This window comes from Luxibacter massiliensis (genome assembly GCF_900604355.1).
Classification (GTDB): domain Bacteria; phylum Bacillota; class Clostridia; order Lachnospirales; family Lachnospiraceae; genus Luxibacter; species Luxibacter massiliensis.
Map to the genome: position 1 here is coordinate 3,093,082 of NZ_UWOE01000001.1, position 22,982 is coordinate 3,116,063.

At 43.7% G+C, this 22,982-nt stretch carries 20 protein-coding genes; 16 read left to right on the forward strand and 4 right to left on the reverse strand.

From position 1 onward, the window contains the following. Positions 1-342 precede the first annotated feature (342 nt). Positions 343-1,821, forward strand: coding sequence for a flagellin N-terminal helical domain-containing protein (locus EFA47_RS14210; RefSeq protein ID WP_122643880.1), 1,479 nt, complete (start codon positions 343-345; stop codon positions 1,819-1,821). A gap of 202 nt (positions 1,822-2,023) precedes the next feature. Here EFA47_RS14210 and EFA47_RS14215 read toward each other — a convergent pair whose 3' ends face one another. Beyond that, positions 2,024-3,715, reverse strand: coding sequence for an AAA family ATPase (locus EFA47_RS14215; RefSeq protein WP_122643881.1), 1,692 nt, complete (start codon positions 3,713-3,715; stop codon positions 2,024-2,026). A gap of 425 nt (positions 3,716-4,140) precedes the next feature. Here EFA47_RS14215 and EFA47_RS14220 point away from each other — a divergent pair, with 425 nt between their 5' ends. The 3 genes from EFA47_RS14220 (at position 4,141) to EFA47_RS14230 (ending at position 8,101) form a co-directional block, all read left to right on the forward strand. After that, the gene (locus EFA47_RS14220; protein ID WP_122643882.1) at positions 4,141-5,721 is read left to right on the forward strand and encodes a flagellin N-terminal helical domain-containing protein; all 1,581 of its coding nucleotides are present in this window, start codon (positions 4,141-4,143) and stop codon (positions 5,719-5,721) included. Between the two features lie 442 nt (positions 5,722-6,163). Then, positions 6,164-6,982, forward strand: a complete 819-nt coding sequence (locus tag EFA47_RS14225) for a flagellin N-terminal helical domain-containing protein (protein ID WP_122643883.1) — start codon at positions 6,164-6,166, stop codon at positions 6,980-6,982. A gap of 471 nt (positions 6,983-7,453) precedes the next feature. After that, positions 7,454-8,101 carry a PilZ domain-containing protein gene (locus EFA47_RS14230; RefSeq protein ID WP_122643884.1) on the forward strand — a complete coding sequence of 216 codons (648 nt, stop codon included), beginning with the start codon at positions 7,454-7,456 and terminating at the stop codon, positions 8,099-8,101. A gap of 218 nt (positions 8,102-8,319) precedes the next feature. Here EFA47_RS14230 and EFA47_RS14235 read toward each other — a convergent pair whose 3' ends face one another. Then, entirely contained in the window at positions 8,320-8,667 is a 348-nt protein-coding gene (locus tag EFA47_RS14235; RefSeq protein WP_122643885.1) for an EscU/YscU/HrcU family type III secretion system export apparatus switch protein, read from the reverse strand. Beyond that, positions 8,654-10,072: a hypothetical protein gene (locus EFA47_RS14240; protein WP_122643886.1), complete on the reverse strand. Its 1,419-nt coding sequence runs from the start codon at positions 10,070-10,072 to the stop codon at positions 8,654-8,656. The genes EFA47_RS14235 and EFA47_RS14240 overlap by 14 nt, the downstream gene beginning before the upstream one ends. A 105-nt stretch (positions 10,073-10,177) precedes the next feature. Here EFA47_RS14240 and EFA47_RS14245 point away from each other — a divergent pair, with 105 nt between their 5' ends. From EFA47_RS14245 to EFA47_RS14295, 11 genes are all read left to right on the forward strand, one after another. Next, a complete protein-coding gene (locus tag EFA47_RS14245; protein WP_122643887.1) occupies positions 10,178-12,271 on the forward strand; it encodes a chemotaxis protein CheA in 2,094 nt (697 codons plus the stop codon). 29 nt (positions 12,272-12,300) lie between these two features. Next, entirely contained in the window at positions 12,301-12,780 is a 480-nt protein-coding gene (locus tag EFA47_RS14250) for a chemotaxis protein CheW (RefSeq protein WP_122643888.1), read from the forward strand. 22 nt (positions 12,781-12,802) lie between these two features. After that, the gene (locus tag EFA47_RS14255) at positions 12,803-13,618 is read left to right on the forward strand and encodes a CheR family methyltransferase (RefSeq protein ID WP_122643889.1); all 816 of its coding nucleotides are present in this window, start codon (positions 12,803-12,805) and stop codon (positions 13,616-13,618) included. Between the two features lie 162 nt (positions 13,619-13,780). Then, on the forward strand, positions 13,781-14,842 hold the full coding sequence (locus EFA47_RS14260; protein ID WP_122643890.1) for a protein-glutamate methylesterase/protein-glutamine glutaminase: 1,062 nt from the start codon (positions 13,781-13,783) through the stop codon (positions 14,840-14,842). A 122-nt stretch (positions 14,843-14,964) separates the two neighbouring features. Then, positions 14,965-15,279 carry a flagellar biosynthesis anti-sigma factor FlgM gene (locus tag EFA47_RS14265; RefSeq protein ID WP_122643891.1) on the forward strand — a complete coding sequence of 105 codons (315 nt, stop codon included), beginning with the start codon at positions 14,965-14,967 and terminating at the stop codon, positions 15,277-15,279. Between the two features lie 2 nt (positions 15,280-15,281). Beyond that, positions 15,282-15,749, forward strand: a complete 468-nt coding sequence (locus EFA47_RS14270; protein WP_122643892.1) for a flagellar protein FlgN — start codon at positions 15,282-15,284, stop codon at positions 15,747-15,749. A 21-nt stretch (positions 15,750-15,770) separates the two neighbouring features. Beyond that, positions 15,771-17,303 carry a flagellar hook-associated protein FlgK gene (flgK, locus tag EFA47_RS14275; protein ID WP_122643893.1) on the forward strand — a complete coding sequence of 511 codons (1,533 nt, stop codon included), beginning with the start codon at positions 15,771-15,773 and terminating at the stop codon, positions 17,301-17,303. A 14-nt stretch (positions 17,304-17,317) separates the two neighbouring features. Beyond that, complete coding sequence (locus EFA47_RS14280; protein ID WP_122643894.1) at positions 17,318-18,331, forward strand: flagellin N-terminal helical domain-containing protein; 1,014 nt, start codon at positions 17,318-17,320, stop codon at positions 18,329-18,331. Between the two features lie 31 nt (positions 18,332-18,362). Beyond that, on the forward strand, positions 18,363-18,968 hold the full coding sequence (locus EFA47_RS14285) for a DUF6470 family protein (protein ID WP_122643895.1): 606 nt from the start codon (positions 18,363-18,365) through the stop codon (positions 18,966-18,968). A 163-nt stretch (positions 18,969-19,131) separates the two neighbouring features. Next, the gene (gene fliW, locus EFA47_RS14290) at positions 19,132-19,581 is read left to right on the forward strand and encodes a flagellar assembly protein FliW (protein WP_122643896.1); all 450 of its coding nucleotides are present in this window, start codon (positions 19,132-19,134) and stop codon (positions 19,579-19,581) included. A 3-nt stretch (positions 19,582-19,584) separates the two neighbouring features. After that, positions 19,585-19,818, forward strand: a complete 234-nt coding sequence (locus EFA47_RS14295) for a carbon storage regulator (protein ID WP_122643897.1) — start codon at positions 19,585-19,587, stop codon at positions 19,816-19,818. 18 nt (positions 19,819-19,836) lie between these two features. Here the strand turns inward: EFA47_RS14295 and pdxR are convergent, their stop codons facing one another. Then, entirely contained in the window at positions 19,837-21,231 is a 1,395-nt protein-coding gene (pdxR, locus tag EFA47_RS14300) for a MocR-like pyridoxine biosynthesis transcription factor PdxR (RefSeq protein ID WP_122644561.1), read from the reverse strand. A gap of 116 nt (positions 21,232-21,347) precedes the next feature. Between pdxR and EFA47_RS14305 the strand changes: the two genes are divergently transcribed. Beyond that, the gene (locus EFA47_RS14305) at positions 21,348-22,844 is read left to right on the forward strand and encodes an aldehyde dehydrogenase family protein (RefSeq protein ID WP_122643898.1); all 1,497 of its coding nucleotides are present in this window, start codon (positions 21,348-21,350) and stop codon (positions 22,842-22,844) included. Positions 22,845-22,982: the final 138 nt, after the last annotated feature.

Sequence of the window (22,982 nt, forward strand, 5' to 3'; positions counted from 1 at the left end):
CAAAGGTTCCTTTGGGCTGCAACCCCATTCTAATACGTCTAACAGAGTGTACCTTATTGAACATTAGTAGTTCAATAAGTATAGCCTTATTGAATATTTGCAGCTCAACAAGTATGGCCTTATTGAATATTTGCAGTTCAATAAGTATGGCCTTATTGAATATTTGCAGCTCAATAAGTATGGCCTTATTGAATATTTGCAGCTTAATAAGTATGTCTTATTGAATATGAGTCGTTTAATAGGTCTGGATAATCCGCCGGCAATCCAGTTGCTTATATTGGCACAAAGCACCTACAGGGAAAAGGATGTTCCCTATAATTTCATTTCAAGGAGGAATTTTTAATGAGAATCCAACACAACATTACAGCGTTAAACGCACACAGGAATTTGACAAATAACAACTCTTCTGTATCTAAGAATCTGGAAAAGTTATCTTCCGGTTACAGAATCAACCGGGCAGGTGACGATGCCGCAGGCCTTGCTATTTCTGAAAAAATGCGCGCTCAGATCACAGGTCTTGAGACAGCTCAGAAAAATGCAGAGGACGGTGTTTCTCTTGTACAGACAGCAGAGGGGGCCCTGACAGAAGTCCACTCTATGTTAAACCGTATGGTAGAGCTGGCTACACAGTCTGCAAACGGTACATACTCTGAGAGTAACCGCCAGGAAATGCAGAAAGAAATTGACGCGTTGAGGGAAGAAATCGACCGTATCAGCGACACAGCCAATTTCAACGGGACAAATCTGTTCGGTGGTGGCGCTGGCGGAAACCAGCCAGTTGGCCCATCAATTTCTGGTACTGTTGGCGGTGTTGACGTTGCGGTGACAAACCCCCCAGCTTCTCCCGCTTCTGCTGAGATCGCAGCAACAGATTTCGGTGGTTTAACTGACGGTGTGTCTTATAATTTCACAGTTTCATACAAAGATGCCACTGGCGCGGCACAGACCAAAACAATTTCTGTTACCGCCGGTGCAGATGATAAGGCAACTGCCGCTGCTTTCCAGACAGCCTTTGAGGGAGATGCGGATTTATCTGCACTTTTTGATGTTGCAATTGACGCTACTACGAGTGATGTCACAATCACCTCTACAAATGACGCCGCTTCTATTACAGGAGTTGCAGAAGATGGTGGTACAGCAACATTAAACCCAACCCTTAACGATGCTGTTCCTGCATCCACGTCCTATGACTTAAGCGGAACGTTTGCTGCTGGGGATACAATTACAATTGGCAATGAAACTTACACATATGACACAAATGCAGACGGATCAGATGGAAAAACATTTAAAGATCTGACTACACTGAAAGCTGCCGTTGACAAAAATGGTAACTACGAGATAGATATCACTACCCCTACAAATGTTACAGTTACAGATAAGGCTGCCGGAGCAGCAGCACCTGCAGCTGCAGCAGGCGGTAAGACTACAATCGCCCTCCATGTAGGAGAATCTTCATCTGAAAGTAACACAATCAATGTTGAAATCGATGCTATGAGTTCTGGCACCTTAGGCATTGACCAGATAGATATTACAACAGTAGACGGCGCTAAGGCTGCTATCGATACTGTTAATACAGCTATTGATACCGTATCCAGCATCCGTTCCAGCCTCGGTGCACTGCAAAACCGTCTTGAACACACCATCAACAACCTGGGTGTGCAGACAGAAAACATCACAGCCGCAGAGAGCCGTATCCGCGATGTAGACATGGCTAAAGAAATGATGGCTTATACAAAGAATAATATTCTTGTGCAGGCTTCCCAGGCTATGCTTGCCCAGGCAAATCAGGTTCCACAGGGAGTCCTTCAGTTGTTACAGTAATTAGATATCTGAACTTTTATTGCCGCGAGCAACGAACCAAATGGACATGTAAACATGTCCATTTGGCGACTGCCGGTGGGTTTTCCCGCCGGCAGTTTTTGTTTTTTGGGCCGGGCATAATGCTTGGCTTTGCCTGCTTGTAAAGCAAGTCCCAGATTTATCTGCTATCTTCCTTACGGACTTTTGTCGTACTAAGATGCCTTTAATCTTGGTAAAGTATGACTTTGCATCGTTTCATATAACATGCGATCCCGTATTTTAAAATTCTATTTACTCCGTTTTCCCGGAATTCTTCGTCATATTTTCTTTGCTCTATCTGCTTTAAAGCTCTTTCACAAGCTGCAGAAAGATTTCCGTCCTCTGCATATTTGACTTCAATGATAATGCCCTCGTTCCCGTCGTCTGTTTCTATAAGTATGTCGCTGTATCCTTCTCCCGCCTCTTTATTTGAAGATACGTGCCAGGTTTCTTTGACGCCCAATATTCCAATCAAAATACCATGATAGAAGTTCTCTTTCAACGGATTCTTTGCAAAAGTATCCCGGATACTGATCGTCCTTTTCAGATAACTGTCAAAAATATCCGCTACATTCTTTTCTTCTCCATGCATAAGAGCGTCACAAAACCTGCTTAATGTCTTTCCGTCTTCTCGGACGCTCTCTTCAAAATATTCCATGATCTGCATGGCAAAGATATTATGAATCTCCTGATTCGGAATCTTGAGCTTATATGCTTGCTCTTCTACCCGTCCCACCTGGGTTAAATACCCAGTTGTAAATAATACACTCCAAATATTTTCTATAGAACGATACATATCATTATAAGTCAATTCCGGCCGAAGTGTTTTTGTAACAGCTTCACCTGCCATCAGCCTTTCTATCTCCCGCTTTGTCATCATGCTTTTAGACTGCCTGATTATTTCTTTCACTTCTGCATTGCCGCTTGTATTTACCCAATAATTCTGAGGCGCGGCCTCTTTGTTTGTACGCAGCCTGCGAAGATAACACACCACATCCCACGGACAATACACTTCTATATTTCCAAACTGATAGCCATCATACCATTCTTTTACACTTTGGTATTTCTCAGTACATTCATAATATGTTAAAAGCTCGCGCACCTCCTGATCCGTAAAGCCAAAATATTCATCGAAATCAACATCCGTAATTGTAAAGGTACTGAAATTATTGAGGCCAGTAAAGATACTCTCTTTGGAAATACGCATACATCCGGTCATGACCGCAAATTTGAGACTATTATTCGTCTTTAATGCCTGCTCCAGCAGATTGCGAATCAGAAATACCATCTGATCGTAATAACCATTTTCAAATGCTTTCGCCAGTGGAACGTCATATTCATCAATCAAAAGAATGACCTTTGTTTCGTAATGCTTCTCCAAAAGCTGGGACAATTTTTTCAAACTCCAGAAAAGAGTTGCTTCTTTCATATTTTCATCAAGAAGTGCATCATATTCTTTCTTCTCATCCTCGTCCAGCTTATCGCTCGTTTTCAGATACTTTGCTTTTTGTGCTGCATCTTTTATTGTCTTAACAGCTAATTGAAATGCCGTATCATAAGAAGCCGCATTGATGCCTTTTAACGATATAGAAATAACCGGATACTTCCCCATATAATCTTCACACAGCTTTTTGTCTTTTAAAATCTCCAAACCATCAAACAGGCTCTCATCCCCCTCTATGGAGAAAAAGTGTTCCAGCATACTCATATTCAATGATTTCCCAAAGCGTCTTGGCCTGGTAAATAAATTCACCTCTCCCCAATTATTCAACAGCTCTTTTATCAATCCAGTTTTATCAATATAATAAAAGTCCTCCTTGCGAAGTTTTTCAAAATTCTCAATTCCTACCGGGAGTTTCTTTTTCTCTCTCATCATTTATTCACACTCCTTATTTGGTGACTATATTATAACAAAGTTTCCCTGAAAAACCTATACATACTTTCAAGTGTTGATTGTATAGCCTGCCGCTGGTCACTCGATATCCGCAAGTTTGGCACTTGCTGCCAAGCCATGGGCCAATACTGACAGCATGACAGACTTTATATAACAGAGAATGTACTGATTGAATTATTAATATTCAAAAGGGCATCCCTTAATTTTTGTCCTTGCGGGCGGACCTCGTCCAGCAAGGTGTACCCACAGGGCACCCCTTAATTCATGCCCTTACGGGCGGGTGGACTTCGTCCAGCAAGGTGTAAATTCCTGGAAAATCCGCCGGCAATCCAGTTGCTTATATTGGCACAAGGCCCATACAGGGAAAAGGATATTCCCTATAATTTTATTTCAAGGAGGAATTTTTAATGAGAATCCAACACAATATTACAGCATTAAATGCACACAGGAACTTGACAAATAATAACTCTTCTGTATCTAAAAACCTGGAGAAATTATCCTCTGGTTACAGAATCAACCGGGCAGGCGATGACGCGGCAGGCCTTGCTATTTCTGAGAAAATGCGTGCTCAGATCACAGGCCTTGAGACTGCTCAGAAAAACGCTGAGGACGGTGTTTCTCTTGTGCAGACAGCAGAAGGTGCGCTGACAGAAGTCCACTCCATGTTAAACCGTATGGTTGAGCTGGCTACACAGTCTGCAAACGGTACATATTCTGAAAGTAACCGTTCTGAGATGCAGAAAGAGATCAACGCATTGAGAGATGAAGTAGACCGTATCAGCGATACAGCTAACTTCAACGGAACAAAATTGTTCCAGGGCGGAAATGGCGCCAGCGCAGCTGCCGGTGTTCCAAGCGTTAAAGATCTGACACTGACAGATAATGCTGCAGTAAAATCTAAGCAGACAATCGACGGAACTGCAATTACAAACGACTTGGCAGATGGAGCTATTTTAAAAACAACAGTCAATTACACAGATGCCAACGGAAAATCTCAGTCTGCTATCTTGGAACTGACTTATAATGCGGCAGATAAGAAGCTTTATACAAAAGATGGAACTGGAATTGACGTGGCCACAGATAAACAGCCATCAAAAGCAGAAATGAGTAAAGCTTTACTTGCTGCGGCTAAGGCAGATGCGGGACTGAGCAAGACATTTAAAATCTCTGACAATGCAGGGACACTTACGTTTGAAGCTCTTGAGGCCGGTGCAAACACAAAACTCGATAGTGTTGTTTTGGATTATGCAGCAGCTGGCGCAAATCAGACAGCAAATTTATCTGCTATTACACAAACTCAAGCAGGCGGAGATGCATTCCAGTCTATTGACTTGGCTAATGATTATACAATAGGCGATGTTTTTACAGTGGGCGGAAAGAAATTTGCACTTGTTAACACACAGGATGAGGCCGTTGCACTTGGAAAAGATGTTAATGCGGTTATATTGGCTGGTGCAGGTAATGTTACCCAGAATGATGTTGCAGAATTAGCAAACTTAATCGAGCAGAAGACCGGTTACAAGCCAGAGGCTGCTACTACAACACTTAATTTCAAGGCTCCTGCAGGTACAGCCGCAGCCGGGAATGGTGCAACAATTGACCTTCATGTCGGAGAATCTTCTGACAATTCTAACAAGATCACTGTAAATATCAAAGCCATGAGCTCTAAGTCCCTTGAAATTGATGGAATCGATATCGGTACTGCAGAGGGAGCCAAAGAGGCTATTGATACTGTAAACAATGCGATTGATACCGTATCCAGCATCCGTTCTGACCTGGGTGCTCTTCAGAACCGTCTGGAGCATACAATCAACAATATCGGTGTCCAGACTGAGAACATCACAGCCGCAGAGAGCCGTATCCGCGACGTAGACATGGCTAAAGAGATGATGGCTTACACAAAGAACAACATTCTTGTGCAGGCTTCACAGGCTATGCTCGCCCAGGCTAACCAGGTTCCACAGGGTGTCCTTCAGTTATTACAATAATCAATCTATATTTTTACTGCCGGCAAAAAACTGCCGGCAGTATTTCATTTAATCACCAGCAAGACTTTGTTGGCCAATTTTTATCAACCATTTCTGAAATTCCCGTTCTCATTTTATAAAAATCCTTTTTCCAAATCTGAACTAACACTATTTCTATTCTCTTTATTCTTTTTATATTATACCAAGTTTTTATACCCAAAAGATACATCTTAATTCATGTCTTTCAGTGGGGCGTACTCCGTCCATTAAGGTATTATACACTCAACCCAACATAAAGCATATAAAATAAATTTTCATACAAAATATCATAAGTTTCTCTTCTCGTATTGTGTACTTTTTTGGACAAATGCCGGCAGTCCTGGAATTCATTTACAAGGCCACAAGTATAACTGTACAGGGAAAAGGATATTCCCTGAAATTTTATTTCAAGGAGGAATTTATAATGAGAATTCAACACAATATTACAGCATTAAATGCCCACAGAAATTTAACAAATAACAACGCTTCTGTGACTAAGAGTCTGGAAAAGTTATCCTCTGGTTACAGAATCAACCGCGCGGGTGATGACGCGGCAGGCCTTGCTATTTCTGAAAAAATGCGTGCTCAGATCACAGGTCTGGAGACAGCTCAGAAAAACGCCGAGGACGGAGTTTCTTTAGTACAGACAGCAGAGGGGGCCCTTACAGAAGTTCACTCTATGTTAAACCGTATGGTAGAACTTGCCACACAGTCTGCCAACGGAACCTATTCCGATACTAACAGAACAGAAATGCAAAAAGAAATCACTGCTTTAAATGCAGAGATTGACAGAATCGGAACTACAGCAAACTTTAATGGCACTGCTCTTTTCGATGGCCAGACAACTGAGATCACACTTCATGTAGGAGAAGGCGAAGATGCCGCCAATTCTATTACAGTCCAACTAACACAAATGGATTCTGCTAGTATCGGTGTGGGAGCCATCGACATATCAACTGCAGCTGACGCTAAAGATGCAATCGGTGTCATTAATGATACAATAGATACAATTTCTTCACTACGTTCTGACTTTGGCGCTCTCCAAAATCGTTTGGAGCACACCATCAACAACTTAGGTGTTCAGACAGAGAATATCACAGCAGCAGAAAGTCGTATTCGCGACGTTGATATGGCTAAAGAAATGATGTCCTACACAAAGAACAATATTCTGGTTCAGTCCGCACAGGCTATGCTGGCACAGGCTAATCAGGTTCCGCAGGGAGTTCTTCAATTGTTGCAGTAGTCTAAAATCCCGAGTGGTTTTTATCATGTGTAATAATGAAATTTTCTGATATTATTTACATTTTTGTTGTTAGATTATGATTTTTCCCGCAAAAGCTGACCTTTCCTATATAGTAAATGGTTAGTTTTGCGGGAAATTTTTATAGTTTCTATAATGTTGTTTTAAAAACATGCAGGATAATATTAGTTTCTCTATTTTCTACTTTAAGATAATTTTATATCATTTAAAGCTTATTGCATCGCAGACATATATGAAATCAATCCGCATTGATTAAGAAGAATGGAGCAACAAGGATATATAAGCCAGAGTGCCGCTCTCGGTTTTATAAAAATTCTGTACCACAGAATGTGCCCACTCTTCCACTAAAGCTTAAGCCTGCAAAAGAATAACATTCTTGTGCAGGCTTCTATTGACCTTTATTCTATTTCAGGCTATAATTTTAGTACATATCGTGTAAAGGAGGTGACATGGATGAACCCATTATTGAGTGCGCAGCACTGCGAGCTTTACCGTCTCGACGCAACTTTTATGACAAAAGCCAAATTCAGCCAGCCGACCCCCGGATCCATAACTCTGATTTTTTCAGATAAACCAGATTTTGTACTGCCTGAAAGATTTTATCTGATGCCAGCGGGTGAAGAGTTTGATTTCATCTCATATTTCTGCACATTGACAGGTTCTTTCAGGGAGTTTTTCGTTGAGTCTACCGAGCACACCTATTATATGCACGAGGCTGTCACTAAGGATACTCCAGAACTAAGAGAAGAATTAAGAGTAGATGTATCTGTGGATATTGACGCTGTATTTGACGACCCTCTTCTCGAGGCTACCGGAGGCCCAATCCGAATCACAGCTAAAAATATAAGCGCCGGTGGGATGATGTTTGTATCTGATAAGGATATTAAGAAAGGAACTACATTTTCTTTTATTTTCTCTCAAAGTAAAAGTTCCGTTATGGTCAATGCGCGTGTATTGAACAGACGGCCTACCCGTTTCCCAGAGCTTATCGCTTACGGATGCCAGTTTGGCCATCTTTCTTCCAAGGCAGAGGGGGCTATCCGCAATTTTGTTTTCAATGAAGATCTCATACAGAGAAGAAAAAGAGGGGCATTTACTTAGACCCGGCTTTCATGATATTCAGTAAGGAGCAATATGCCTTACCCAAAGGGCACGCCATAATTCATGTCCTTCGGGTGATCGGACTTCGTCCATTATGGTCTGAATTAAAAAGAACTGCTGCAAATAATAGAATCTTTTCTTTCTGCCGCCCCATGAATCAGGCGGTACGTTCCTGTAAAGGTTCAATCTGCAGCAGTCCTTTTCATTATACGGCCAGCCTATTCCTGGGGTTGGTCTGTTTCTTCTGCCTCCTGTATTTCCTCACTCTCTTCGGCCTTCCCCTCTTCCTGGGGATTTCCAGGCGTAAACTTCAGGAAAAAGGCATAGATATCAACGACAGTCTGATACACTTCCTCGGGTATCTCTGTTCCCAATTCCATCTGGGTCAAAACAGTGGCCAGCGAATTATCCTCGTATACGGGCACCCCATTGTCGTTGGCAATCTCTACAATTTTCTCTGCCACATACCCCAGGCCGGAGGCCACTATAACAGGAGCCGCATTTTTATTCTCGTCGTAGCGCAGCGCAACTGCCTTTTTGTTCAGCAAATCATCATATTGTGACATTGACTGTATTTCTCCTTTCAAATATCTTCGGAAATGCAACAGAAACAGGTATAGATTCCTTCCCCTGTTCTACCGCAAGATATTCAACTTCAAGATGATTATTCCTCAGAATCTTCGCAATCCCTTCCCGTATCTCCCCCTCATGTGCAGATAATGACTCAGGATAGCGCAGCAGTAAATCCATCTTTCCCTTCTCATAATACATCATCATGTCGAAAAAGCCAACATCCTTCATATCAAATTTGATCAGGAGCTTAACGCCCCTCTCCTCCGACTCCGGGTTGCCGGACTCTTCATTTGGATCCACCCATATCTCCGAGAAAAGCGGGACTCCGTTGAGCATCACCGGTATCATAACATGCATAAGAGGCATATAGACACTCTCATTTACAAGCATACTATTCATAATATTTAAAAAGGCTTCTCTGTTCTCCAGGCCCGCCTCTCCCTTAACACCTGCACTGATAATATTCAGCAGTTTATCAGACCATTCCGCTCTGCCTGCAGCTTTCTCAAAATCCACATTCATCAGCATATTCCTGAATTCATCTGCATTCATTCCTTCAAACCGCCTCTGAAATGAGGGAAAATCCATCAGTTTGAGAAATGCCTGTGTTACATTATCTACATTTCCATTCTCATATCTGGATGTATTAAATGTCAGCAGCGTAATTAGGTCCCGGATAGTCCCCATGTCTCTTGTATCCGATATGTATTTGCCAAGAAACGGGATAATCTCTTCTTTCAGGATCCTGGAATTTGTCCCGTTGGCCTGCATACTGTATGGCTGCAGCTTATCTGCCAGCCTCTGCAGCGCCTCCCTGTCATTCCTGAACATATGGCTCTCCATCTCTTTGAGGGTGCCTTTTATATTCTGCAGAAGATGGCTGCCTGATGACATATCATTATATTTTTTCAGAAAGTCCAGTATCCCCGCCTTTAACTCCACAGTGGAGGCTTCCCCCATCACCTGTCGGAGCACGTCGAATAGGGGGCCCTGCAGTCTGTTTGCCCCATTCATCTGGTTTTTTAAGAATTCTGCCATCTTTTCCGGCGTCATATCTATCATCTGGAACATGGCCTGTATCTCCTCGGCCGTCCCTTTACTGATTCCGGCCTCGATTAAATTCGCCATCCCTCCGAACAGCATTTTGCTCATAACTTCCCTCAGCCTGGGAATATCACGCAGGGACTGGATAAAGTTACCGAAATTAGATTCATACGAAATCCCTTTGCCTACCCCTTGTTCTGAATTCGCCTCAGATCTGCCGTCAGGCCTGACCACCTTATTAGGGTCGACAGGATTTTTAATCTGAAGATTCTCAGCCTGGGATGCCTGGTTCTGTTTGTTAATTGTATTATCATATCCTGTTACCGGGGTTGTTACTTTCAAAATATTTGACATTTTTTCACCTACTCAATAAATTTCTATTAATCTTTTTTACCGTTCTGACGATATTAATGATATACTAATGCTATATAAACATTTAGATAAGGCGGTGCTAATATTATGGATAACATGCTTGAAATGTATCTTTATGAAACAAACACTCTATTAGAACAATTGGACGAACTTTTAATAGAAGCAGAAAAAAACGAGGATTTCACAACAAACGATGTCAATGAAATCTTCCGCATCATGCACACTATCAAAGGCTCCTCCGCTATGATGGAATTTTCAACCTTAATGGAAATAGCGCATCATATAGAGGATTTGTTCTTTTACATTCGTGAAAACGGAATGGATTCGTTAGATGAATCCCATAAAAGCGACCTGTTTAACCTGATGTTCCAGTCTACTGATGCTCTTCGCACAGAAGTTGAAAAAATTGAAAACGATGAGCCTCTCAGTACTAATATCGACAATGTTATATCAGATATTAATAGTTTTTTACAAAAAATAAGCGGCTCTAAAGACGGCGCAGATAATGCAGACCAAGGAGATAAAGAGCCAGCTGCTGCCTCTGCTCCTGCTGATACGGCTGATATTGCTGCCATTAACCAGGAGCTTGCAGGATGCCCAGACAGCAATTCCCCATATTTTGTGAGAATTCACTTTGAGCAGGGCTGCGGCATGGAGAACCTCCGCGCATTTATGGTCATTACAGCATTGCAGGATGTGGACCTTAAATTTGATTTTTATCCTGAAGACGTAGAAACAAACAGTGCCACTATTGAAACCATTATTGAAAATGGCTTTTTTGTTGGTTTTTCTTCCCAGGAGGATGTGGATAAAGCCGTAAATATCATCAAGGACCAAAACAGTGTTGAGACTTATACTGTCATCCAGAATGCCGCTGCCCAGGCAAAGGCAGCTGCGCCTTCTGAGAATGCCGAACCCAAAAAGGCGCCGGAATCTTCTTCCTCCGCTTCCGCCCCTAAAGCAGCACCGTCTTCTGCGACACACAATGCGCCTGTGAAGCAGAGTTTAATTAGTGTAAACCTTTCCAAGCTAGACAGCCTGGTGGCGATTGTCGGAGAAATTGTAATCACGGAGTCTATGGTGACCTCCTCTCCCGACCTGCAGAACTTAAAGCTGGATAATTTCCTTAAGTCTGCGCGCCAATTGAGGAAGCTGACTGATGACCTCCAGGACATCGCCATGTCACTTCGGATGGTGCCTGTATCCGGCACTTTCCAGAAGATGAACCGTATTGTCCGCGATATGAAAAAGAAGTTAAATAAGGATGTGCGCCTTACTATAGAAGGTGAAAACACCGAGGTAGATAAGACGATCGTTGACAGTATCGGGGATCCCATCATGCATATTGTCCGTAATTCTATGGATCACGGCATAGAAGAGACTGCCGAAGAGCGTATCGCAGCGGGCAAGGATCCCCAGGGTGAGATCATATTGTCAGCTGCACATACGGGAAGTGAAGTCATCATTTCTATCCGCGATGACGGCAGGGGCATGGATCCCGATGCGATTCTCGCAAAGGCTGAACGCAATGGAATATTGACCAAACCCGCCAGCGAATATACCAAGAAGGAGATTCTTGCTCTCCTGATGGTTCCCGGATTTTCTACAAACGAAGCCGTTACTGAGTTTTCAGGCCGTGGCGTAGGCATGGATGTTGTAAAGAAAAATGTAGAGTCTGTAGGCGGAACTGTCAGCATTACCAGTGAATACGGAGAAGGAAGCTGTACGACTCTGAAGATCCCTCTTACAATGGCCATTGTAGACGGCATGGAAATCTCTGTAGGCAAATCCATGTTTACTATACCTATCGCCAATATACGCCAGTCCTTCAAGGCCCAGAAAGAGGACATTATTCTGGATGCAAGCGGCAATGAGATTATCAAATGTATGGATGAGTTTTATCCTATTGTAAGAGTACATAATTTATATAATATTGAGACAGAGATTACAAATATTGAAGATGGTATCCTGATCTGGGTGGAGGCCAGCGATAAATCTTACTGCCTCTTTGTTGATGAGCTGCTGGGCGAACAGCAGGTTGTAGTAAAGCCGCTGCCTGCATTCTTAAGTAACTTTAACATCAAGGATTCTGGTATAAGCGGCTGTACCATCTTAGGCGACGGTAACATCAGTATTATCCTGGATGTCCTGAATTTATATGGCGTATCTCATCAATATTAATCAGCACAGAGAATCGGAGGAATAAATATATGTCAGTAGATACAAGCGAAAACACCACAGTAGAACAGACAGCAGAGAATGAAGGCGCACTTTCCACAGAGCGCTGCCTGACCTTTACTTCTGACGGCTTAACTATTGGGGTCAGCACGAATTATGTAATAGAAATTATCACAAATCATTCTATAACTATGCTCCCTCTTGTACCAGGTTATGTCAAGGGCATTATCAACCTCAGGGGCCAGATCATTCCTATCATTGATATTCGGCTCAGGATGGGGAAGCCGGCCATAGACTATACAAATACGACCTGCATCATTGTCCTGAACATTGATTCTGCACAGATTGGCGTTATCGTAGATGCCGTGCAGCAGGTCATAGACATTGACCGCAATCAAATTTCCCCGGTGCCAGTGGAGAACCAGCAGGAATTGATCAACGGAATGATCTCTTACGGGGACCGTTCGGTAATACTTTTCCTTGATTGCGAGCAGCTTATACAGGCTTACTAAAACAAAGGAGCAGTTACAGGTTATGTTAAGTATTAATGAAAGTGATTTTCAGCGCCTTGTAAAATTTGTAAAACAAAATTATGGGATTGATTTATCAAAGAAGAAACAATTAATAACAGGTCGGCTCTCCAATACGATTCTATCTATGGGATTTGGCACCTTCCAGGAATATGTAGATTATCTGATCAAGAATAAGAAGCCGGAAGACCTTGAGCTGATGTTGAATAAGCTGACCACAAATTATACTTATTTCATGCGCGAGGAGGCTCACTTCCAGTTTTTTACGGATACCATCCTCCCTTATCTTATAAACAAGAAAAAGGACCGGGTGCTGAGTATCTGGAGCGCCGGGTGTTCATCCGGGGAAGAACCTTATACAATTTCTATGATTTTAAAGGAGTATCTAGGCTCCAAGGCGGGCATGTGGGACACACGGGTCCTTGCCACCGATATTTCACAGAACGCACTCAAGGCTGCATCCCAGGCAGTCTATGATGAATCTTCCCTGCGGGAGCTTCCAGTTGGCTGGAAGTCAAAATATTTCCGGCAGGTAGACAACTATGGTAATTACACCGTATCACCTGAGATTAAGTCCAATGTAATCTTTCGTACATTTAACCTGATGAACCCAATTCAATTCAGGTTAAAGTTTGATGTTATCTTTTGCCGGAATGTTATGATTTATTTTGATCAGCCTACAAAAGATGCCTTAGTAAACCGTTTCTATCAGGCGACGAATCCAGGTGGTTATCTTCTGATTGGGCATTCCGAGGGCCTTAACAAGGAAACAACCCCTTATAAATATCTCAAGCCCGCTACTTATCGGAAAGAAGAGTAACATATAAGCTGCTTCTTAAGACAGGGGGCAGCTTTTTCTTTTCATTCAGGCATGGCCTGATCGTATGGTTCGCACCTCACAGCAGCTGCCAGAGAACCATGGAATACCGTTTCTGCAGACTGACTGCTTTCATGAATAAGATTGAGAAAGAAGGATGATGTTATGTATCAGAAAAAAATAAAAGTGCTTGTTGTGGATGATTCATCTCTGTTTCGGCAGATGATTATACAGTCCTTGTCATCGCACCCTAATATAGAAGTGGTTGGGTTTGCTATAAATGCATATGACGCGAAGCAGAAAATCCCCCGCTTAAAGCCTGATGTCATGACCCTGGATGTGGAGATGCCTGGAATGAATGGGATCGAATTTTTAAAGCAGCTTCTGCCTAAAAACCCCATACCTGTAATTCTTGTATCTTCTCTGAACCTGAATGTTTTTGACGCACTCTCAGCCGGCGCCGTGGACTTTGTACATAAACCGGACATGAGTGTGCATAATTCAAAAGAGGCTTTCTTCGCTTCACTGGCCACTAAAGTCAATGTGGCTGCCATGGCGAAGGTACGTTCATGCCGTTCTTCAGCCCCCTCATCCGGCTCTTCGCCCTCCCCTGCATCCAGGGCAATGCCCTTCCCGCCCCTTTCACGCACAGTGCTGGACTCTACAATTATAGGGATCGGCGCCTCCACAGGAGGCACTGAGGCTACCCTCGCCGTCCTGAAAAAACTCCCTGCTGACATTCCCGGAATCGTAATAACACAGCATATGCCGGAAGGTTTTACTGCCATGTATGCACAAAGGCTGAACCGTATATGTAATATGGAAGTGAGGGAAGCCAAGAATGGGGATGCCATCCGTCCAGGGTTAGCTTTAATCGCGCCTGGCTCTATGCAGATGGAGGTTATACGCTCAGGCCGGGGGTATGCTGTTTCCTGCCATCCGGGAGAAAAGGTAAGCGGCCACTGCCCCTCCGTAGACGTTTTATTCTCCTCAATAGCAAAGAATGTTTCCATACGTAAAGTAGGGATTATCATGACTGGCATGGGCCGTGACGGCGCAGACGGACTGCTGAAAATGAGACAGAAAGGGGCCTTTACCATCGGCCAGGATAAAGAGTCCTGTGTAGTTTATGGTATGCCTATGGTTGCCTACAATATCGGCGCCGTTGCTGCCCAGTCCTCCTGTGAGAACATCCCTTCAGTGCTCATGAACCATCTGGGAAAATAGAAACAAGGCAAGATTTTATTATTTTATATTATGATTTCCCTTTTTCTGCCGATAATCAAAGTATAAGAAACAAAAAGAAAGTTTTGGCACACATCAATGCTATACATGAAAAGGAGTCCGGTATGAAAATAACCACAAACAATATAATTAAAAACTACAGTGATTTGCGTGTTCATACAAGGGAAACTACTTCCTCCCATGGTGTGTCCGGCGACAAGCATAATTTCGATGCGATTACTATTCGTTCTAATCCAAGGCAGATTGAGGAGACTACATTTGCGGATGCAATTTCGCGGGAACTCTCCTCCGAGATATCTTCAAAGAGTGTTTCTGAAGAAAGGCTGAACAGCCTCAAGGCACAAGTCCAGAATCATACTTATCAGATTGACGCCCATGCAATTGCATCCAAGATTCTCTTAATTCGGGAGGATGCATAAGTATGAATGATTTTTCAGCTTTTATTGAAATTATAGAGGAATTTATCCAGCTTTTTGATGAATTGATTCCTGTGGAGCAGGAGAAACTGGATGCAGCTATAAAGAACCGTATTACTTTTGTAGAAGAATGCATGAATAAGGAACAGGCTGCCGTCCTCAAGCTTCGGGGGTTGGAACAGAAACGTGAGAATGCGCAGAAAGCGCTGGGAATGGAAGCATTTACATTCCGCCAGATTTTGGAGCAGGTTCCAGAAGATACTGCCAGGACACTGCGTCCTCTTTTTGACAGATTGTCTGAACAGGTGGCGGCGTTCCGTTCTATCAGCGGCAGCGCCAAGGATATTATTGAAGTAAATCTTCATACGATACAGGCTTCTCTGGCGGCTGAAGAAGGTGCCAAAGGCACTTATTCACCGGCAGGGAGGAAGCAGGATGACGATGGTAAGCATTTTACCAGCCGTTCAGTTTAATAACTCAGGAGGGAGATCCATATGATACGTTCTACTTTCGCCGGGTTCACCACAGCACAGCTGGCAATGGCTGCAAGCCAGCGTGCGCTGGACGTTACCGGCCAGAATATTGCTAATATTAACACTACAGGTTACACAAGGCAGCGTCTTGATATTGCCAGCTTAAATACCAAGGGGGCTAATTTCCATAACTCTGATAATAACATCCAAATAGGTTATGGCGTGGATATGACTGGTGTGTCACAGCTCCGTGACCCCTTTCTGGATATGCAGTACCGCTCCCAGATTGGCAAACTCGGAACTACAGATGCACACGCAGCAGGTTTAGAACAGCTGGCCCCTGTTTTTGATGAGACAACAACAGATGGTATCCGTGCTGCACTGGAGAATATATCCAGTGCCCTCAACACGCTTAGCAATCAGGTTGGAAACAACGAATTTGACTCTATGGTACGTTCCAACATGCAGATTCTTCTGAATCTTTTCCATGATAACGCGACGAAGCTTCAGGATATCCGGGATGATACGACAAATGGATTTAAGAATTCTGACGTCAAAGATGTGAATCAGCTGTTGGAGAATATTGCCAACCTCAATACAAGTATTAAGAACAGTCAGATTCTTGGTAATCCTGCCCTTGAGCTGCAGGACCAGCGCAATGATCTTTTGGATCAATTGGGAAGTTATATTCCAATTTCAGTAAAATATACAGATAAAGAAATTATATCCGGCCAGTATGTGGAAATTTTGGACGTCACATTCACGGATGCCAACGGTACTAAGTATTCTCTTGTTTCCGACGGTAATTACGGCAATTTTGACACCGATATTTCCGGCCAGCCTGTGACACTGGCTATCAATGATGCCAAGGGACAGTACGGCGACATAACCAATACTGTCACTGACGGAACCCTGAAAGGCACACTGGACTTTCTGAATAAAGAAGGCGGTTTTGATAACTCGGATTTTAAAGGGTTAGGTTATTATGAGAATGTATTAGATGCATTTGTAAATCAGTTTGCCACTGTCTTTAACGAGCTGAACCATCCTGTGGACGCTAACGGACAGCCAACTGCAGACGCTAATCCTCTTTTTGTAACTAAGGACGGGTCCGCCACCTTCACGGCCTCCAATATTAAGATTGCAGACGATTGGATGAACGGGGCCTATGGCCTTACGAATACAAAGGATCCAAGCCAGCCTTCCACTGCAAATGATAACATTCTGGCAATGATTACAGCATTGACAGCAGATCAAAGCTTCGAATTTGATGGAGTGAACTTTTACAATGGTTCCTTTGGAGGATGTTTTGATAATATTGAAAATACCCTTGCTATAGATACAAAGTCTACAAGCACCCTGTTGGAAAACCAAATTTCAGTCCTGAACCAGACAGCCAATTCCAGGGATTCTGTTTCTGGAGTGCAGCTTGATGAAGAGGGCATGAATTTGATGCATTACAACCAGTCTTATACGGCTGCCGCAAGACTTATGACTACTCTGGACGAAGCACTTGATACACTGATCAATAACACTGGCGTAGTCGGCCGATAATCAGGAGGTTTAACATGAGAATTACTACAAATGCTATATTAAGAAATTATAAATCTAATCTCAGCGCTTCTCTCTCGAATCTGGATGTGGCAAGGACAAGAGTCATGACAGGACGCCAGTTCAGTTCAGCCGCAGAGAATCCAGCAAATGCGCTGCGTGCGGCAACTCTGGAGAGGAAGTACATGAAGAATCAGGATTACCTGAATACAGTAAAGGATGCACAGTCCTTCCAGGATTCTCAGGAAGATGCCGCCATGCAGATTAATGAGCTGGCCAAGACACTCAGTAAGCAATATGGGCTGGAAGCCCTAAATGGCACCAATGGTTCTCTTGACATCCGTGAAACATATGCAGACGCATGGCGGGGGGCGCAGGAGAGTATGCTGCTCAGCCTGAATGCTACTTATGAAGGGAAATATATATTTGCAGGCGCCGACGGAATGGAACCGCCCTTTGCTTTAGAAACAGATGCCAACGGAAATCAAATACTTACATATAGAGGTTTAGATGTGAACGATCCGGCAAACCAGGCAGCGCTCGATGAATTGTCCAAAGAGACTCTGTATCTGGATCTCGGTTTTGGCCTTTCCGTGGACGCCACCAATCAAGTGGATGCTGCCAGCGCCTTTAATACAAGCCTTCCGGGTATTAACCTGGTGGGATTCGGGCAGGACGCCAATGGGAATCCGAAGAATATGATCCTCCTGGCCGGCGAGATCGCTAAGACCTTGGAAGAACCTGATTTTGACAGTGATAAATATAAAGAACTTTTGGACGGTTTTGACAGCGGAAGGAGTTCCGTCCTGGAGCAGGTTACAATGCTCGGTACTAAGACACAGTTCCTGACCACAACAAAGGAGCGCCTTGAGACGGATGAAATCAGTCTCTCCACACAGTATGACAACGTAGTGAATGTGGATATGGCCGGCGCCATTACTGATTTTTCCTGGGCACAATATGCATACAACGCCGCTTTGAAAGTCGGGACAAATATTTTATCACCGTCGTTTATTGATTTTATGAGCTAGTTAAAATATGTTATAAAGGGGGAATGTTTTAATGGATCAGCTTATTAAGATTACTACGGTACCCATTCAATATGAATTAAAAGTAAACAGCGCCCGTCTGGAGTACCAGAGTTCTAAGGCTGAACTTGAGATCCGCCGCAATGAAGGGGGTCTCAGTATTAAAAGCCGCCCGGTGAAATTAAACCTGGACACTTTTGAGGCCAGGAATACAATATCACCTACACCTGCCAGGAGTGTGGAGCAGGCTGCCCAGAGGGGCAAAGACGCGGCTTACAGCGCCACAGCACAGATGGCCCAGGAGGGGCAGTTATTGTTGAAAGCTGATATCGGCGATGACCTTCTCGGAACTATTTTTAAGCAGAGGGCACAGCTTCCCACAGGAGAATTTAAATTAGGGTTTACTCCCTCCGCTCCTATGGAAATCGACTACCAGGCGCCTGACTTAACGATTAATTATGAGATGGATAAGTTAAACTTTGATCTGAAGGTAGCTAACGGAAACTTTGAATTTATTCCCGGAAATATTGAGATGACAATTACGCAGCATCCTGATATTTTAATTGAATATGTCGGAGGGCCCATCTATGTGCCGCCAAGTGCAGATCCTGATTATGAGCCATTGGATACTATGGCATAACCAAAACTCTCAGAGACTGCTGCAAAATGGACGTGTTCGTTTTGCTGCAGTCCCTTTTTTCATTTAAATGTCTCTATTGGACGTGCCTTATTGAACATTCGTAGTTCCATAAGTATACATTCATTACTATTTACAGCATTTCCTATACAGGAGGTATAACATATTGAATATAAACGCAAAATATTTTGGTTCCGTTACATTTGATGAAAAGGAAATTATTTTTATAGAACACGGACTAATTGGCTTTGAAGGTTTTACGAAGTATCTCCCCATCTCCTTCCACGAGGACGATGACTCTATGATATCACTTCAAAGCCTGGAGGATGAGGATCTTTCTTTTATTCTTATGAATCCCTTCAAAATATTCCCTGACTATAATCCGCTAATTTCTGAGAAGGATTTAAAAGAGTTAGGAGCAGAATCTCCTGATGATATTTCCTACTATGTAATCAGCGTTATCCGGGAACCAGCATCGGACTCTACTGTAAATTTGAAAGCTCCGCTGGCGGTCAACGCACTGAACAGGCGGGCCCGCCAGATCATCCTTGAGCAGTCCGAATACACATTCAGGCACACTCTGGGTCATGGGGCCAGCAACAGTAAGGAGGAATAGTAAATGCTCATTCTGCAGCGAAAAAAGGGGCAATCCCTAACCATAAATGATAATATTACACTGACCGTCGTGGGAACTGGCACAGACTGGGTAAAACTGGCTATCGATGCACCAAAGGAGATTCCGATTCTCCGGTCTGAGCTAAAGGAAGCGGCTGCTGAAAATAAAAAAGCCTCACAGGCCGTCCCCATGCATTTACTGGACGAGATACTCAGGGAGGGACAGCAGCGGGAATAATTATATATGGGGGATATCTTATTGGAAGATTTCCCCCAGTACAGTAATAATTTCCTGCATAGCGCTCTCATCCATATTAGAATAATTCAACACTAATATACTCTGATATTTGGCTGCATCCCCTATGCAGAACTCAGAGAGGCAGCAAAGGTTAATTCCTCTCTGCCTGGCTTTCATCTTAATCTCCTCATCGGAAATCTTAGTACAAATCTTTACAAGAAGATGGGTCCCACTTTCTATGCCGGATATTTCCTCTGTCGGAAGCGTCCCCGTCTTTTTTATCGCGGAGAATAACTTTTCACCCTGGCTGTGATAGTATTTCCTCATTCGGTTTAAATGCCGGTCAAAATATCCATCTCCTATAAAACGTGCCAATGTAAACTGCTCCAGATTTGAGGACGTATTAGAAAAGAAGTTGGCCGAGCTGACATATGCGTGCAGCAACTTTTCGGGCAGGACCATGTAACTGATCCGAATGGCAGGACTCAATGTCTTGCTGAATGTGTTCATGTAGATAACTCGGCGGCTGTGATCCATGCCGTACAGTGCAGAAATAGGCCTGCCCCTGTAGCGGAATTCCCAGTCGTAATCGTCCTCGATGATAAAACGTTCCGGCGAATCTTCCAGCCATTTTAAAAGCTCCTGGCGTCTTCTGGCAGACATGACAGTTCCCAGCGGGTAATGGTGCTCCGGGGAGGTATGGACCACCGTTGCGCCGCTGCCCTGCAGGCTGCTCATGCGTATACCGTCCCTGTCCATATCCGTCCATGTCCACTGTACCCCCAGTTCCTCATAAATATGTGGAATCTTACGGTACCCCGGATTCTCCACTGCATATACCGAAGAGACAGGCAGCAGCCTGATCAGCCTGGAATACAAATATTCTATCCCAGTACCTATGACAATGCAGTCTGGTGACACAACCATCCCACGGTTATGATATAAATACTTAGCAATCTCTGCCCTAAGCTCCTGGCTCCCCAAAAAATCTCCTCTTCTCATTAATTCCACATGATAATCAGCCAGTACCTGGCGCATCACCTTTGTCCAGGTAGAGAAGGGAAACTTTTCATATACAATCGTGTTGGCTGTAAAATCTGCCCTCCAATCCTCCTCTGTTTCCGGCGCAGGAAGATGGACTGGTATGTTCTGATATCTAATATTATGCGTAAAATCAGATACCACATAGTAACCGCTTCTCTCCCTGGATACCAGGTACCCTTCCATCATAAGCTGGTCATAGGCATTCATTACCGTCCTCACACTAATCCTGTTGGCCTCCGCCATTTCGCGTTTAGACGGCATTTTTGCGCCCTCCTCCAGCTTTCCGCTTAAAATATCGGCCCGCAGGCACTGATATAAATATTCATATTTAGAAGCTTTATTTCTCTTGTCAAAATCATAAATCAGCATTTTTCTGGTTCCTTTATTTTTATCCATTTTGGATATTTTATTGGTATCAATTTTGATTATAATGAAAACATAAACAAAAGTAAAGGGCATTTAAATTTAATCAGGAGGTAGTTATTATGGATCTTCAGGCAAAGAACAAATTAAAGGAAACTTACCAGCTTTTTATAGGAGGAAAGTGGGTACCGGCATCTGACGGCGCCTTATATACAAGTGTCAATCCCGCTAACGGGGAATCCCTTGCACAGTGTGCAGAGGCAACTAAAGATGATGTGGATGGGGCGGTCAAAGCTGCCTGGGCAGCCTTCCCAGAATGGAAAACTGTGGAGAACAGCGCGAAGGCTGATATTTTAGATAAAATTGCAGACCGCATCGAGGAAAATAAAGAATGGCTGGCTCAGGTTGAGACAATGGATAACGGTAAGCCAATCCGCGAGACACTCACCATCGATATTCCCTACTCCGTACGTCACTTCCGCTACTACGCAAGCCTGATCCGTACAGACGAAGGCTCTGCATCTGTATTAAGCGGCAATATGATGAGCCTGGTTCTCAGGGAACCTATTGGCGTGGTAGGACAGATTGTCCCATGGAACTTCCCATTTCTAATGGCAGCTTGGAAATTGGCTCCGGCCCTGGCAGCGGGGGACTGTATTGTATTTAAGCCTTCCTCCATGACATCTTTAAGTATGTTGATATTCACAGAACTGATCCAGGATCTGCTGCCTGCAGGCGTACTGAACCTGGTTACAGGCTCTGGGAATAAATCCGGCCAATATCTTCTGGAGCACCCGGATTTATGTAAGCTGGCATTCACAGGATCCACAGAGGTAGGAAGAAATATTGCGGTGGCTGCCGCTCAAAGGCTGATACCAGCCACCCTGGAGCTGGGCGGCAAGAGCGCCAATATTATTTTCAATGACTGTAACAGGGAAATGGCATTGGATGGTGTGCAGCTGGGCATTTTATTTAATCAGGGACAGGTATGCTGCGCAGGTTCCAGAGTTTTTGTGCAGGAAGAAATATACGACAGCTTTGTGGCAGAGTTAGTGGACTCTTTCCAGAAAATTAAAGTGGGCGATCCATTGGATCCAGATACACAGATGGGATCTCAAGTCAGCAAAGGCCAGGCATCTAAAATTATTGCCTGCATCGAATCCGCCAAAGAAGAAGGGGCAGTTGTTGCATGTGGCGGCGGCTATTACACAGAAAACGGATGTGAAAAAGGGTGCTTTGTCCAACCCACGCTGCTTACCAATGTAACAAACAACATGCAGGTTGCACAGGAGGAAATCTTCGGGCCTGTGGCAGTTATTATCAAATTTAAGACAGAAGATGAAGTAATCGCCATGGCTAATGACTCCAAATATGGACTGGGCGGCGCTGTATGGACACAGAACTTAAACCGTGCGCTCAGGGTATCTCGAAGCATCGAGACGGGGCGCGTATGGGTGAACACTTACAACCAGATTCCGGAAGGGGCGCCTTTTGGAGGTTACAAACAATCCGGTATTGGACGTGAGAATGATAAGTCCATCCTGGATGCTTACAGCCAGACAAAAAATATTATGATTAATATGAATGAAGCCCCCTCTGGTTTCTATCCCCAGAAATAAAACCTGCAATCTATCCGGCCCAACGAATATGTCTTACTTGTTGGTCCCTGAAAAGTATCTTTTCCTGATCCAGCACTTGCCGCCTGGACAGGAAAGGATACTTTTTTCTGTCCCCATACTTTAAAGCGCTTTCCAGGC

Bases quoted from the DNA above. Each gene is read 5' to 3' on its own strand.
- EFA47_RS14305 (WP_122643898.1), top strand. From the start codon at position 21,348: ATGGATCTTCAGGCAAAGAACAAATTAAAGGAAACTTACCAGCTTTTT.
- EFA47_RS14285 (WP_122643895.1), top strand. From the start codon at position 18,363: ATGGATCAGCTTATTAAGATTACTACGGTACCCATTCAATATGAATTA.
- EFA47_RS14245 (WP_122643887.1), top strand. From the start codon at position 10,178: ATGGATAACATGCTTGAAATGTATCTTTATGAAACAAACACTCTATTA.
- EFA47_RS14250 (WP_122643888.1), top strand. From the start codon at position 12,301: ATGTCAGTAGATACAAGCGAAAACACCACAGTAGAACAGACAGCAGAG.
- flgK (WP_122643893.1), top strand. From the start codon at position 15,771: ATGATACGTTCTACTTTCGCCGGGTTCACCACAGCACAGCTGGCAATG.
- EFA47_RS14215 (WP_122643881.1), bottom strand. From the start codon at position 3,715: ATGATGAGAGAGAAAAAGAAACTCCCGGTAGGAATTGAGAATTTTGAA.
- EFA47_RS14260 (WP_122643890.1), top strand. From the start codon at position 13,781: ATGTATCAGAAAAAAATAAAAGTGCTTGTTGTGGATGATTCATCTCTG.
- EFA47_RS14240 (WP_122643886.1), bottom strand. From the start codon at position 10,072: ATGTCAAATATTTTGAAAGTAACAACCCCGGTAACAGGATATGATAAT.
- EFA47_RS14270 (WP_122643892.1), top strand. From the start codon at position 15,282: ATGAATGATTTTTCAGCTTTTATTGAAATTATAGAGGAATTTATCCAG.
- pdxR (WP_122644561.1), bottom strand. From the start codon at position 21,231: ATGCTGATTTATGATTTTGACAAGAGAAATAAAGCTTCTAAATATGAA.
- EFA47_RS14225 (WP_122643883.1), top strand. From the start codon at position 6,164: ATGAGAATTCAACACAATATTACAGCATTAAATGCCCACAGAAATTTA.
- EFA47_RS14220 (WP_122643882.1), top strand. From the start codon at position 4,141: ATGAGAATCCAACACAATATTACAGCATTAAATGCACACAGGAACTTG.
- EFA47_RS14265 (WP_122643891.1), top strand. From the start codon at position 14,965: ATGAAAATAACCACAAACAATATAATTAAAAACTACAGTGATTTGCGT.
- EFA47_RS14235 (WP_122643885.1), bottom strand. From the start codon at position 8,667: ATGTCACAATATGATGATTTGCTGAACAAAAAGGCAGTTGCGCTGCGC.
- EFA47_RS14210 (WP_122643880.1), top strand. From the start codon at position 343: ATGAGAATCCAACACAACATTACAGCGTTAAACGCACACAGGAATTTG.
- EFA47_RS14255 (WP_122643889.1), top strand. From the start codon at position 12,803: ATGTTAAGTATTAATGAAAGTGATTTTCAGCGCCTTGTAAAATTTGTA.
- EFA47_RS14280 (WP_122643894.1), top strand. From the start codon at position 17,318: ATGAGAATTACTACAAATGCTATATTAAGAAATTATAAATCTAATCTC.
- EFA47_RS14230 (WP_122643884.1), top strand. From the start codon at position 7,454: ATGAACCCATTATTGAGTGCGCAGCACTGCGAGCTTTACCGTCTCGAC.
- EFA47_RS14295 (WP_122643897.1), top strand. From the start codon at position 19,585: ATGCTCATTCTGCAGCGAAAAAAGGGGCAATCCCTAACCATAAATGAT.